Consider the following 13,485-nt stretch of genomic DNA (forward strand, 5'->3'; position numbering starts at 1 on the left):
TCACGCCCGCTGCCGTACCGGGCGGGCAGTTATCTGGCGTCGGCGGGCGCCACCTCCAGCTCCAGCTGGTTTTCTGCCAGCGTTTTACCCTGTGCGTCGATAAGCCAGGTCTGCACCTGCAGCGGGGCGGCGCTGACGGGAGTGAGCGGCACATCAAGCACTTTACTGCCGGTATCAGCGGCCGCCGTGATCTGCCGTTCGCCGCGGGCGAGCGGATGACCCTGCTGGGCGGCGCGCCAGCGCAGCGTAAGCGCCGGAAACGCCTGCGGCAGATCGTTAATCACCCAGAGTGACAGCGCGCCGGGTCTGGCGGCCTGCCAGTTCAGGGTATGGGGATCGATAGAGGGCAGCAGCGGCTGGTAGGCGCGCTGCAGGGCGTAATAGCCCGCTTTCGGCTGACGCAGGTAATCCACCACGCCCCAGTTGATTGAGGGCCAAGTTTCCACAAACATAAACTGAAACAGCGCGGTCACTGGCTGGAAGCGCTGCCGCCGGTAGCTCTCGGCCGCCACGGCGACCAGCTGCGCCTGATAGCGCTGGGTGTTTTTGATAAAGTCATGGATGTTGTTGCCCCGGCTGATGCCCGCATTTTTAAACGTCTGGATCGGCTGGAAATTGTGATATTTCCAGCGCGTCCAGAGCGGATCGCCGGGTTCAGTTGAGGCTGGCCACCATTCGCGGCGCGGAATGATGCTCTTCAGGGTGGCAAGATCCGGCAGCGCCTGTGCGCCAAACTCCGTGACGGTGGCCGTTTTCGCCGGTTCAAGCAGATTATTCAGCGTGCCAAAATACCAGCCTGCCCAGTAGTGCTCCTCCACAGCAGAGTAAGGATGCACAATGCGGCTGCGATCTTCCGCCAGCGCCTCTGCCACGCGCCGTGTCAGGGTACGGTTAAGGTCTTTATGCCAGTCGGGAAAGCGCTTTTCCATCCACGGCGAGTTAAACGGCGGCTCGTTCTGGCCGCCCCAGACCACGATAGCCGGCGAGTTGCCAAACTGTGCGGTCATAGCGCGGGTCTGCGCCACCGCGTTATCCGCAAAGGCGGCGGAGTCGTTATAGCCCCACTGCAGCGGCACATCCTGCCAGATCAGCAGCCCGCGCTCGTCAGCCGCCTCATAAAGCGCCCGGCCCGCCACGTGACCATGCACGCGGATAGCGTTAGCGTTCATCTTCTCCACCAGCGTAAAATCGCGCAGATAGCGCGCTTTGTTCATGGTGCTGAGCCACGGCGAGCCGATGTAATTGGTGCCGCGAACAAAGATCCGCCGATCGTTGATGCGCCAGCCCTGATTATTTTCCAGCGCCTCCACCTTGCGCAGGCCGGTACGGCTGCTGCGCCGATCCATAACGCCGCGATCGTCGCGAAGCGTGGCGCTGACCTGATAAAGATGAGGTTTGCCATAACCCACCGGCCACCACAGGCGCGCCGCCGGCATCGGCAGCGTAACCTGCAGACGCGCCGGCGTATCGCCGGTCGCCTCCAGCCGCACGCGCTGCTGCAGCGCAAACCCCGGGCCGGAAAAGTTATCCGGCCCGGCGCGGAGGGTCAGCGTGACGTCAGCCGCGACCGGAGCGCGGTAGCGCAGTTCAGCAGAGAGCTGCGGCTGCGTAAGCCCCTGCGACCAGTCGGGGCGCAGGATCAGCCGATCAATTGTCGCCCCCCGGCTGATGCGCAGTCGTACCGGCGCCCAGATGCCGCCGGAGTTCGCCTCCTGACCGCGATCGCTCCAGGCTCCGCCGGGACGCGTATCGTGCTGGTTCAGGATCCCTTTCATCAGGTTCTTGTGCAGCGGCCAGGTACCCGGCGTCGCCTCGCGCGGGCTGTCGACCCGCACGGCCAGCCGGTTGTAGCGGCGCAGGCTGTCAGTAAGATCCACCGCAAAGCGCTGGAAATATCCCTCATGCTGCGCCAGCCGCTGGCCGTTGAGCCAGACGTCAGCCAGGTAATCGACCCCGTCAAACTCCAGCGTCGCCTGCTGATCCGCCTGGAGCGGCGGCAGGGAGAACTCATGGCGATACCAGAGCGCGCCCTGATGATCGCGCCCGGCGCTATACCAGTTAGCGGGAACGCGCAGCGCCGGCCATTTGCTGTCCGCTTCGCGCCAGCCCTCAAAGCCGGGGGTATTCGCGTCATGCACGCGCCATTGTCCGGCCAGCGACCAGCTGACCGGTGCGTCGATGGCGGCGGCAGCGGGCAGGCTGATTATCAGTAGCAGGGGCAGTAAACCACGCATCACTTCTCCTCCAGCAGGGTGCGCAGCTGCTGACGCACCTGCGTACACTCGTGTATCAGGCTTTCGCGCAGCCGGGCGGCATCGATGGCGTCGCCCTGGCGGATCTGCGTTTCAGCGGTCTGCAGCGTATGGGTTAAGGCTGTGAATCCAAAAATGGCGGCCTCGCCCCGCAGCTTGTGACAGTGGCGTGACGCGCTCGTCCAGTCGCCTTCACTCAGCGCGGTCAGCAGCTGCGTTTCGATCTCCGTCAGCGAATCGGCAAACAGCAGCAGCAGTTCGTGCAGCAGCGTCGCGTCCAGCCCGAGCTGCTGCGCCAGCGCGGCGGCGTTGCCGGCTGGCGCAGGGGTATCGCCAGCCGCCGGGTCAGGCAGCGCCATGACGCGGCTGATCTCCTGATGCAGCATCTCCTGACTCACCGGCTTGGCGACGTAGCCATCAAAGCCATTCTGCAGGCAGTACTCCTGGTCGCCCTTCATCGCGTGCGCCGTCATGGCAATGATGCGCTGGTGGCGGGGCGGCGACGCGGCGGCTTCGCGTTCGCGGATCAGGCGCGTCGCTTTTTCACCATCCAGCTCCGGCATCTGCAGATCCATCAGCACCAGGTCCCAGCCATCCTGCTCCAGCAGCGTCAGCGCCTCCAGCCCGTTACCGGCGATGGCGAACTCGTGACCGAGCCGGGTAAGGAAATGGGCGGCAAGCTTTTGATTCACCAGATTGTCCTCGGCAAGCAGAATGCGCAGCGCCTGCGTGGCGGGGTCGGCCACGGGGCTGGCCGGCGCGCTTTCCGCACTGCCGGCGGGCTGGCGCTGCCCGGAGGCACCCGCCAGCGCGTCATAAAGCTCACGCTGATCGATCGGCTTAGCCAGAAACTTATTCACGCCGAGCTGCCGCAGCTGTTCTGCATCCATCGCCCGGCTCATCGAACTGAGCATAATAATCTGGCTGGTTGCCAGCTGCGGGTTTGCCCGGATCTCCCGCGCCAGGTCAAGGCCATCCCGATCGGGCATCTGCGCATCCAGCAGGATCAGCGGAAAGTCGGGCTGCGCCTGCAGCAGCGCCAGCGCATCGGCGGCGCTGGCGGCGAGGCTGGGCTGCAGGCCCATATTGCGCAGCATGTCGCTCAGCAGATGGCGGTTAGTGGCGTTGTCATCCACCACCAGTACCGGAAGTGGTGCCAGGCGCGGTGAATGCCGCACCGGATCGCTCTCTGTCTCTGCCGGCAACGGCAGAGAGAAGGTAAACGTGCTGCCGCGCCCCGGCTCACTCTGAACGGTCAGCGAACCGCCCAGCCGCTCCACCAGCCGGGCAGAGATGGTGAGCCCTAGCCCGGTGCCGCCATATTTGCGGGTGGTCGAGGTGTCTGCCTGGCTGAACGATTCAAAGATCAGCTGCTGCTTCTCCGGTGGAATACCGATGCCGGTATCGCGCACCTGAAAGCGCAGCCGGTTGTGTGTGGCATCGCGCGTCACGGCCAGTTCAACCTCGCCCTGATGGGTAAACTTCAGCGCGTTGCTGATGAGGTTGGTCAGGATCTGGCGCAGGCGTACGGTGTCGGCGAGAAAGGTGGCGGGGACGTCCGGGGTGACGTTAATCAGCAGCTCCAGCGCTTTTTCGCTGGCGGCCGGCATCAGCGGCCGCGCCACGGCGTGCAGGAACGGGCGGATCTCAAACCGCTCTTCATCCAGCTCAATTTTCCCCGCCTCTATTTTGGAGTAGTCGAGAATATCGTTAATGATGCGCAGCAGGGTGTGGGCCGAGTGATAGACCAGCGTCATGTACTCGCGCTGCTCCGCGGTCAGCCGGGTGTCGAGACAGAGCTGTGTCATACCCAGAATGCCGTTCATCGGCGTGCGGATCTCATGGCTCATGTTCGCCAGAAACGCGCTTTTGGCTTCATTGGCCGCGTGCGCAGCGGCAATCGCCTGCAGCGAGAGCTGTTCTGCCTCTTTGCGCTTGGTAATGTCCTGCAGCGTGCCAATGACGCGCTCCGTCTCGCCGCTGACCGTGACGCTGGCTACCTGACCGGAGAGCAGCATCCAGCGGTAGTTGCCGCTGCGGTGCAGCAGACGAATTTCCCGTTCAAATACCGGCAGCTGTTTGTTGCTGGCGGAGGCAAACAGCTGCTGCAGCGGCTCGCGATCGTCCGGGTGCAGCAGCGTATCGAGAAAGGTGGCGCTGTAGTGCCAGGTTTCACGCGGATAGCCCAGCATATTGAGCAGCGCATCGTTGACCTGCAGCAGATCGTGCTGCTGCTGCCAGTCCCAGATGCCAATCTGGGTCGATTCCGCCGCCAGCACAAAGTCGGCGTGCAGCTGCCGCCGCGATGCGTCAATCAGCGTGTAGCCCGAGACGTCGATATGCAGACTGACGATCCCGCCTTCAGGCGTGCGGTTATGCTGGACAAACACCTGGCGATTAGCGATGCGCCGCATTTCACTGTGATTGTCGAGCCGGCAGCGGCTTACCAGATTATCGATCATCGCCTGACGGCTGCGGTCATCCTCTGTCATGTAGGCGGAAGCGATAAAATCCTGCGCCAGCTCGGTGAGCGTCATACCGACGCGGATCCGCTGCTCCATCCCGGGATAGAAACAGACCACCTGCTGGTTATAGGCCACCAGCCGCTCCTGTGCGTCATACATCAGCACCGCGGCGCGCAGGGAGTCGAGCGCTTTGGGTAACAGGCTTTCCGGCATCGGTTTCTCCTTATTCTTCGGCCAGCAGGGCGGTGAACGGCAGACAGCGCTGCGGCGCACGGAACGGATCGGCCAGCTGCTGACGGAAAAACTGGCGGTTCTCGCTGTTTTCGCTGTCAATCAGCGGCTTCATGTGGGTTTTGAACAGCAGCGCTTCCAGTACCGTGGCGTTGGTAGAGAGCGTGATAGCGCGGTTGTACTCCCCGGTCGCCTCGGTGCGGCCTTCATACCAGCCGCGCGCCGGATCGTACTGCAGCCGGGTAGTGCGCATCAGCGCATCGGTAAACGGCGTATCCCAGAGCGCCCAGAGACCGAATACCGCGCGGGTAGAGACCTGCGCCAGCGTCGGCACCCATTTGTTATCATCGGTCAGCGTGTTCCAGGCGTAGCCGTTAGCGAAAATGGTGTCGTTGACGTGCCACGGCGCGACGCTCAGGGCGAAATCGCTGCGGGCGGTTAAAATGCCCTGACGCTGCCAGCGGCGCTCCTGCACCTGATAGACCAGGCTGGCGCGCTGTCGCTGCTGCCGGATCTGCGCACGGTCGGCGCCCGGCAGCTGCCAGCCATACTCCATTCCGCTCAGCACCCAGGGCAGCGTGGTAATGGCGGCAGGCGTCCAGGTGGTGCGGGGATCGCGGCTGTCGATATCCAGCGCCAGCCCGTCGATAATGACGTGCTGCGCCGGAGGCTGCAGCGACTGCTGGTTAGCAAAGCCCCACAGCCCGAAACCGGCGGCGCTGTATTCACTGTCGCCCAGCCGTCCCTCCGGCTGGATACGCATCTGCTGCTGCTGCCACATGCCCGCACTGAGCTGGCCCTGTTTATCCACTACCGGGCAGAAGTTCCAGCGCAGGATAATGCGCTGCAGGTATTCCCCATACTGCGGGTGAAACGATGCGACCACCTGCAGCGCCATCATCAGGCGCGCCATATCGCGTGAAGACCAGCCGATCACCTGTGGCGTATTGCTGTAGCCCACCATCGCCAGCGTCTGGCTGTTATAGAGCAGATTGGGCACGCCGCTCCGGGTGAGCGGGAGGCGATTGAGGCTGCCGAGCAGCTGGCTGAGCTGGTGGTCAAAACGCCGATCGTCGATAAGCTGCAGTTCGCGCGCCGCCGTGAGCGCAATCAGGGTATCGCCCATCTGCCACAGGCTGACCACCGGCCGCCGGTCGCTGCCGCTGACCAGACCGCTGTTCGCCTCGCTGTTATTCTCAAAGTAGCGCCAGGCCACCGCGGCCCAGCGCTGCTCTTCAGGCGTCAGCGCGCCGGTGCGGGCGGTGGTGTGCCAGCCCCCGTTTACCAGCCAGCGCCAGCCGTCTCCCTCGTGACGCAGCAGCAGCCAGGCGCCGAGCGCCAGCAGCAGAGCCACTACAAGCCCGGTGGTACGCACTAGGGTTTTAGGCATGAGGTCGCTACCGGCGGAAGTTTAACGGGCGCACTGCTGTCGCAGCGGGCGCACTTGCAGGCGCTGCACTTCGGTGCGGTGCGCACGGCGGTCCCGCTCTGATCGCACCAGGTTTTAATGCCGGGCGTCACCTCCAGGAAAGGCCGGTTGCGGCGCGTGTTGTTCTCTTCAAACAGATCCACCAGGCGCTTTTCCCACAGGGAGGGCGCATAGCTGCGGCTGCGCGCATCGTTAGTGTTAAAGCGCAGCAGCTTGCCCTGTTTTTTGAACAGCAGCGCTTCCAGCATGATGCCGTTGTTGTTGGCGGTAAACTCTTTGATCGGGCCGTCACCATTCTCATAGAGCCCTTCGTAGTAACCTTTGTCTTTCTCATCGGCGTTTTCGATCGCATCAAACAGGCGATCGGTATAGGGCGAGTTCCACAGCACCCACATGCCGAGCGCGGCTTTCAGCGAGACAGCGGCAACATTAGGCACATACTGGCCTTTATCGGTGATGGTGTTCCAGTTGAAGCCGTCGCTGAAGACGGTGTCATAGACAAAGTAGGGGGATTTATCGAGCTGGTGTTCGGAGCGCGCCGTCAGGGTACCGGTGATCATGTAGCGGTTCTCCTGCGCCTGATAGACCCGATCGGCGAAGTTCTTCATCCATGGATGAGAGTGATTATTGGGGCGCGCTTCACGATCGTCGCTGTTGTCCCAGCCCATCTCCAGCCCGTGTAGCAGATAGGATTCGGTGACCACGTAGTTATGCTGATTGGTCAGCCGCGGATCGCGCGAGTCGTAGGGCACCAGCACGCAGTAGATATCCGCCAGCGCATAAGGCTCAGGCCGGCTCGCCTGACAGGTGGTAAATCCCCACAGCTGATAACCCGCCGCCGCATACTCCTCATAGCCAAGCCGCCCCTCCTGAACGTACTGAGGCTGCTTCTGCTTATCGAGATAGGCGCCATAGAGTGTGCCGCACTCATCCACCACGTGGGTAAAGTCCCAGCCGAGCACGACGTTATCAATGCTGTTGCCATGCTCCGGATAGCGCTCTTTGATAATCTTTAGCCAGAGCAGCATGCGGCCAATATCGATAGCGGAGAAGCCAATCTCGCCCGGTTTGTTCAGGTAATCCACTTTCTGCCCGGTAATGGTGTTATAGGCTTTGTTTGGCACCTGATTCTGAAACAGCACCAGCTTGTTCAGCGTAGCGATAAACTGCAGAAAGCGGCGATCAAACTCCGCCTTGTCAATGATCCCCAGCTCACGCGCTGCCGTCAGCGCCGCCAGGTAAGAGCCACTGTCCCACATGGTGGTGGAGGGGTATTTATTCACCGCGTTCACCAGACCGGTGGTGGGCTGATAGTTGGCGACAAAATAGGACCAGGCGTTGCGCGCCACCTGCATCTCCCGCGGCGTCAGCTCGCCGTGGCGACTTTTATAGTCGGAGGCGGGCAGGCTGACGGCTGCCTGCAGCGGCAGCATCCACAGGATCAGCAGCAGCGTCAGCCCCGCCAGGCCAGCGTGTTGTAGCGATAGCACTTTCATCGTTCTTGCTCCTTGTTGCGTGCGGTTGCGGGGGGCTGAGACAGGCAGCCCAGGCAGAGCAGCTGTCCGTGGGCGATATAGGAGAGGCTCTCCAGCACCATCGCGTTAGTATCGGCCGTCAGGGCAGCGTTTACGCTGCCGTCAGGGTTAAATCCCGCCTGCCAGCCTTTTCCAGGCACCAGCAGCGGCAGCATCTGCTGGCGCAGCGCGTCGCTCCAGCGGTTGCGGAACAGGGCATACCAGGCAAAGGCGGTACGGACCGAGAGCAGCGCCTGGTTGGGCAGCGGGGCGATAGTCTGTTGCGGTGCGCCGCGCTGCGGCTGGCGACCCGGCAACGCCGCATTGAAATCGGGTGCCTGTTCGGCATAGTCGGCGCTGATATCACCTCGCGAGTCGGGTTTGCCGGTGCGCTGCTGCAGGATCTGCATAATGCGCCAGCTGATCTCCCCGCTGCGCGCGTCAAACCCCTGCTCCAGGCCGGTCAGCAGATAGGGGGAGCTGATGAGCGACGGCTGCTTGCCCCACGGCGTGCGGATCCCTTCATCAGGCACCGCATGCCCCTCGATCTCAATCATCTTCAGCCCGTCCGGCGGCTGGCTGACCGCCAGTCCCGCCGTGCTGTTGATGAGCCGCAGCACGCTGCCTGCATAGAGACGGTAGCCGTAGCTGCCGCGCGGGTCGTCGCTGCGGATCACCCAGCGGTTGACCGGCAGGCTGGCGCCTTGCGGACCGCTGCTCTGCAGCAGCGCATTCAGCTGCCAGCCCGCCAGCAGCTGCTGTACGGCGGCGGCGTGCTGCGGATAGCGCCACAGCAGGATCTGCAGCGGCATCAGCAGACGGCCCATATCGATAGCGGAGCCGGGACGCGCCGTCTCCTGCTCAAGCGGCGTCAGGGTTTCAGCCTGATAAAAAGCGGCGGGGAGCTTATCCGGCTGCAGCGGCAGCCTGCCCAGCGCCTCAAGCGCGGAGCCGATGCGGTCATCAAACTCGGCGGCGTCAATCACCTCCAGCTGACGGGCGGCAATGGTTGCCAGCAGATAGCTGCCGCTGCTCCACAGGCTCAGCCAGGGGTTATCCGCTTCCGCGTTAGCGAGCCCGTTAGGCTGCGTGTTATTGACAAAATATTGCCACGCCACGCGTGCCCATACCGCCTCCTCAAACGTCAGCTCACGCGTCTCCGGCAGCGCGGGAAAGCCTTCGCTCAGGATAATTCCGTCGGTGGTTTCCGTCCGGGTGGGCATCTGATGCTCAACCCACAGCACAATGGCAAAGCCGATCAGAAAGCCGATCAGAATCGTGAGATAGCTGCGTGCGCTATAGAGTCCCGCTTTAAGGCTCATGGTCTGCCGTCTCCTGTGCCGGCGGCGTCCAGAGCGCAGCCATAATCATGGGCAGCATCGCCGCGATGTTGACGGCTCCCCAGAAAATGTTGATGACGTAACCCGAAGGGTCATCGACGTTGCCGCGCGCAACCTGTATGCCGCCCCAGATAAGCCCGAGCAGCGTCAGCGCCACAATCGCCAGCTGCGGTTTCACCAGATAGAGAAAACGCCCGCTCTGCCGCTCCTTTGGCGTGACGTGAAACTTGATTTTTTCCCCGCGCAGCACCGTACCGAGCGCCCGCAGGTTGACAGAAAAGAACGCCAGATAGGAGGCGCGACCGTCCCAGGCGGAGATCCCCCAGGTGCCAAACATAAAGGCGAGCTCAGAGACGATAAAAAACGGCAGGAAGTGCAGGTAGAAGGGCGTTGAGTAAGCGGCCACCGGCGGAATACCGGTAAACAGATAGATCAGCGGCGAGATAAGAAACACCGTGTTCCAGATGCAGGCGAGATAAGACCAGAACGTTGTGCCATACATCAGGGTTTGCGCCGCGCTGAGTTTGAAGCGGCGACGGCTGAAGATTTTGTCATGAAACAGAATATCCAGCGAACCCGCAGCGTACTTAAAGCGCTGGATCATCCACGTCAGCAGATCCTGCGGCGAAAGCATTTTGGATTCAATGCCCGGGTGCATCACCGAACGCCAGCGGCGCCCGGCATCGCCGTGCAGCACGATGGAGGTGTAGATATCTTCAGAGACGTGAAATTTATAGGGCGTCAGCTCGGTGTCGGCAATAACATGCGGCCGCATCGCCTGCGACAGCGCCTGGCGCGTCTCCTCATCGCGGATACCCTGCGTAAAGCGCGCTATCTCTTCCTCTACGTTAAACGCGTAGCTGCGCAGCGCGGCCTGCATCACCGCTTCGCGCCGATGAACAGAGGCCGCACCGCAGCAGAACGCCGCGTTGGCTGCATTGCGGCGGCGCAGGATCACGTCGTAGAACATACGCGGATCGTTGAAGAAGGGATCGCTGCCCACGGTAAGCGGGCCAAACAGCTTTTCACTCAGGCGGCCAAGCAGCCAGCCGGGCCAGCCGGTCCGGCGCCGCAGCCATGCCGGCAGACGCTCGCCTTCAGGCAGGTCATAGAACCACTGCGGCGTCTGCACCCAGGCGACGTCGGGATCGCGAAAATAACCCAGCGTGTGCACCAGCAGCGTGGGAAAAACCCGGGTATCCGCATCGCAGATCACCAGAAAGTCGCCGTCGGTGTGCTCCATGCCGTTACGAATATTACCCGCCTTGAACCCGGTGTTGTTGTCGCGGGTAATGTAATTTACGCCCTCCTGCTCACACACCGCGCGCATCTCCGGACGACGGCCATCGTCCAGCACGTGCACCCGGTAGTCGATAGGGACGGGATAGTGCACCTTACACGCATCCTGAATCGACAGCCTGACCAGCTCCGGATCTTCGGAGTAGGTCGCAATAAACAGGTCAACCCGGATGGGACGCGGTGCGGACTGGTCCGCCGGCAGCAGACACTGATTAATCTCCTCCGGCGCAGGCGGACAGGGCGGATCTTTCTCCTGCCAGATGTTGATGGTAAACAGCAGCGTGCCAAACCAGGCGCAGGTCTCTGCCAGCGCCAGCGGCACCGCATACCAGAGCGCGTCGGGGTTCAGCGAAGACATCCAGCGCCAGCGAATATAGTTTGCGCCCAGAATCAGTCCGGCAACGGCCAGCACCTGCCAGCAGATAACGACCCAGCGCGGTGTCTGCAGCGCCGGAGGGGGACGACGCTGTTCAAAACGGGAAAAGTAGTGGTCCATGGCATCCTGTCTCACATCCTGCAAAAAAGGGCATCTGACCTGGTGAACACGTTAAGGAAAGCTAAGCGAATGAATAATATAAAAACAGATCACTATTATTTATTATTACCGTCTGGCTTTCTGATGCCTGCGCTCAGAAAATCTGACAGCACAAGAAAACATATAGCTGGCAAATAGCGGTTTTAACAGCTTATTTGGCGCTGTATTTACCATTTGTCTGTTTATTGCACAACCTGGCTACACTTTTCCTTACATCTGAAATATATATTATATTAATGTTTTTACTCCATACCTTATCAGCAGGGCTAATGCGTTATGAGCGAAAATGCCGCCGCGGCTATCCCCTCTGTTACCGTGCCGCCGACATGGCATTATGCCGTGCCTGGCAGGCGCGACCTGCGTATTGATATGCTGCGCGGGATTGCGCTGGTGATGATGGTGGTAGCCCATACTGAACTGCTCTCTGCGATCAATATTTTCACCTGGGAGCGGTTTGGCCTGACTACGGGAGCCGAAGGATTTGTCATCCTTTCCGGTTTTATGCTTGGCATGCTCAACCGGCAGCGGCTGCAGAAAGAGGTCCTGCTGACCATTGGCTGGACGTTATGGCGGCGGGCAGGGAAGATCTACCTGGTCAATATCGTCATTGTGCTGCTGATTCTGCTGCTCTCCGCGCTGCCGCTGATTAACACCTTTGAGGTGACGCACTTTGTCGATCGGTATTCCGGCACGGTCTGGGCGCTGTTTCCCGCTACGCCGCAGATCAAAGAGACCTGGTTTAATATTGTGCTTTACCTGCAGATAGGCCCCCATCAGACGCAGATCCTCGGTCTCTATATCTGCCTGCTGCTGGTCAGCCCGCTGTTTCTCTGGCTGCTGCAGACGCGACGCGCAGGCTGGCTTATCGCAGCTTCCCTGCTCGGCTATCTCGCTTACCAGCGCTGGCCGCTGCGGCTGACGGTCTCCGAATTTGAATTTGCCTTTCCCTTACTGGCGTGGCAGCTGATCTACGTGCTGGGCATGTGCTGTGGCTGGTTTAAAGATGAGCTGACCTCACTGGCGCGCACCCCGGCAGGCTATGTGGTGATCACGCTGATGGTGATTTATGCGCTGGTGATGATGTTTGTGGCGCAGAACCATACCAATCCGTTTATGCCGCCGGCGCTGCTGCTGCATATCATTCCGCCTGCCGATTTTAACTGGTTTTATCACCATCTCGCCGCCAAAAACGCGCTTGGACCGTGCCGGGTTATCAACGACTTCTGCCTGATTCTGCTGGTCTATCTGATCCTTACCCGCTGCTGGTGGCCCATCAATAAAGTGGCGGGCTGGTTTCTGATCCCGCTTGGTCAGCATTCGCTTTACACCTTTATCCTGCACGTGTTCGTGGTGCTGGGCGTCAGCCAGTTTGTCACTTTTGATCTGTGGCAGCAGGCGTGGCTGCGCAACACCGCTATCCATCTGGGCGCACTGGGTTTGCTGTGGTGGATGGCTAAAAAAGAGATTGGCGGGCGTTTTATTCCTAATTGATCGGAGACATCAGATGGAATTCGGGCAGCGGGCAGGGATAACGTGCGGTATGATCATGCTGGTGGCAGGCACGCTTAACGCCTCAGCGGCAGAGACCGGCTCTGATAAAGGGGCCGGAGCAGAGAGCAGTGAACCGATTCAGGCAGGCGTGTTTACCAGCCGCTGGGGACGACTCTTTTCCGGTAACAAAGATACCTTCTCCGGCGCGCTGAGTTTTTCCAGCGGGCTGAAAGAGCAGTGGCTGACCATCCCGAACGGCTCTGAATCTGCGCAGCAAAAAAAGAAGATTAATCAGCTGCTGAACCTGAGCCTGCAGTACTCGCCTTACAGCTACTGGTTTGCTAACGTCACCCTGCGCGCACCGATCACCGATTTTGACCGCTACACCACCGATTTCCGCTATAGCTTCGGCTATGACGACTGGCATGCTAATACTTTCAGCCTGGTCTACAGCAACTATGGCGACAACCATCTGTTTCCCTCCGGTAATAAACGCTTTACCTACTTTGAGCAGGGTGCGTTTACCTTTGCCTATAAATTTTCGCTGCCTGAACCGCTTGAGCGTCACCTGCTGATTAATGACGGGGATGCGCTGACCTGCCAGCTCGGCTACAGCTGGGTGCCACGCTACTATTCGCTGGCGGATAACGATCTGCGCGCCAACAAGCAGGTCATGCTGGGCGGCTGTGGTTACACCTTTAAACAGCACTTCTTCGTCCGCGCCACCGCGTTCTGGTATCCGCACGCCAGCCAGCAACAGCCGTGGAACGGAGATTACAGCTACAGCTTTGGCTATGCCGGTTATACGCCTGGCACGTTCTCATTGCAGTACAGCAACTATAGCGGTACCCGCTTTCCCGGCAGAAGCAGCGCGAATGCAAAGTTTCGTGAAGGCACGGTATCTCTGATCTGGTTCCTGCCGTTTTAGG

Annotated in this window: 8 protein-coding genes; 2 read left to right on the forward strand and 6 right to left on the reverse strand. The window is 60.8% G+C overall.

Annotation, left to right across the window (positions count from 1 at the left end; all coding sequences use genetic code 11):
- Positions 1-29: 29 nt before the first annotated feature.
- From F3I15_RS00340 to F3I15_RS00365, 6 genes are read right to left on the reverse strand one after another with little or no spacing between them, the layout of a single operon-like run.
- Complete coding sequence (locus tag F3I15_RS00340) at positions 30-2,234, reverse strand: sugar-binding domain-containing protein (RefSeq protein ID WP_150016122.1); 2,205 nt, start codon at positions 2,232-2,234, stop codon at positions 30-32.
- A complete protein-coding gene (locus F3I15_RS00345) occupies positions 2,234-4,930 on the reverse strand; it encodes a response regulator (protein WP_150016123.1) in 2,697 nt (898 codons plus the stop codon). Before F3I15_RS00345 ends, F3I15_RS00340 begins: the two co-directional genes overlap by 1 nt.
- Before the next feature lie 10 nt (positions 4,931-4,940).
- Complete coding sequence (locus F3I15_RS00350) at positions 4,941-6,338, reverse strand: DUF3131 domain-containing protein (protein WP_150016124.1); 1,398 nt, start codon at positions 6,336-6,338, stop codon at positions 4,941-4,943.
- A complete protein-coding gene (locus tag F3I15_RS00355; protein WP_223810656.1) occupies positions 6,323-7,810 on the reverse strand; it encodes a DUF3131 domain-containing protein in 1,488 nt (495 codons plus the stop codon). The genes F3I15_RS00350 and F3I15_RS00355 overlap by 16 nt, the downstream gene beginning before the upstream one ends.
- A 59-nt stretch (positions 7,811-7,869) precedes the next feature.
- A complete protein-coding gene (locus F3I15_RS00360) occupies positions 7,870-9,213 on the reverse strand; it encodes a DUF3131 domain-containing protein (protein ID WP_150016126.1) in 1,344 nt (447 codons plus the stop codon).
- Complete coding sequence (locus F3I15_RS00365; RefSeq protein ID WP_150016127.1) at positions 9,203-11,026, reverse strand: glycosyltransferase; 1,824 nt, start codon at positions 11,024-11,026, stop codon at positions 9,203-9,205. The genes F3I15_RS00360 and F3I15_RS00365 overlap by 11 nt, the downstream gene beginning before the upstream one ends.
- Before the next feature lie 315 nt (positions 11,027-11,341).
- Here F3I15_RS00365 and opgC point away from each other — a divergent pair, with 315 nt between their 5' ends.
- Positions 11,342-12,556 carry an OpgC domain-containing protein gene (gene opgC / locus F3I15_RS00370; RefSeq protein WP_150016128.1) on the forward strand — a complete coding sequence of 405 codons (1,215 nt, stop codon included), beginning with the start codon at positions 11,342-11,344 and terminating at the stop codon, positions 12,554-12,556.
- 49 nt (positions 12,557-12,605) lie between these two features.
- Positions 12,606-13,484 carry a hypothetical protein gene (locus tag F3I15_RS00375; protein ID WP_223810657.1) on the forward strand — a complete coding sequence of 293 codons (879 nt, stop codon included), beginning with the start codon at positions 12,606-12,608 and terminating at the stop codon, positions 13,482-13,484.
- The last annotated feature ends 1 nt before the right edge of the window (position 13,485 follow it).

The organism is Pantoea sp. M_9, assembly GCF_008631385.1.
Lineage (GTDB): Bacteria > Pseudomonadota > Gammaproteobacteria > Enterobacterales > Enterobacteriaceae > Pantoea > Pantoea eucrina.

What these genes read in the sequence shown, in the direction of transcription:
- F3I15_RS00340 (WP_150016122.1), bottom strand. Translation starts at nt 2,234, where the DNA reads ATGCGTGGTTTACTGCCCCTGCTACTGATAATCAGCCTGCCCGCTGCC.
- F3I15_RS00345 (WP_150016123.1), bottom strand. Translation starts at nt 4,930, where the DNA reads ATGCCGGAAAGCCTGTTACCCAAAGCGCTCGACTCCCTGCGCGCCGCG.
- F3I15_RS00350 (WP_150016124.1), bottom strand. Translation starts at nt 6,338, where the DNA reads ATGCCTAAAACCCTAGTGCGTACCACCGGGCTTGTAGTGGCTCTGCTG.
- F3I15_RS00355 (WP_223810656.1), bottom strand. Translation starts at nt 7,810, where the DNA reads ATGCTGCCGCTGCAGGCAGCCGTCAGCCTGCCCGCCTCCGACTATAAA.
- F3I15_RS00360 (WP_150016126.1), bottom strand. Translation starts at nt 9,213, where the DNA reads ATGAGCCTTAAAGCGGGACTCTATAGCGCACGCAGCTATCTCACGATT.
- F3I15_RS00365 (WP_150016127.1), bottom strand. Translation starts at nt 11,026, where the DNA reads ATGGACCACTACTTTTCCCGTTTTGAACAGCGTCGTCCCCCTCCGGCG.
- opgC (WP_150016128.1), top strand. Translation starts at nt 11,342, where the DNA reads ATGAGCGAAAATGCCGCCGCGGCTATCCCCTCTGTTACCGTGCCGCCG.
- F3I15_RS00375 (WP_223810657.1), top strand. Translation starts at nt 12,606, where the DNA reads ATGATCATGCTGGTGGCAGGCACGCTTAACGCCTCAGCGGCAGAGACC.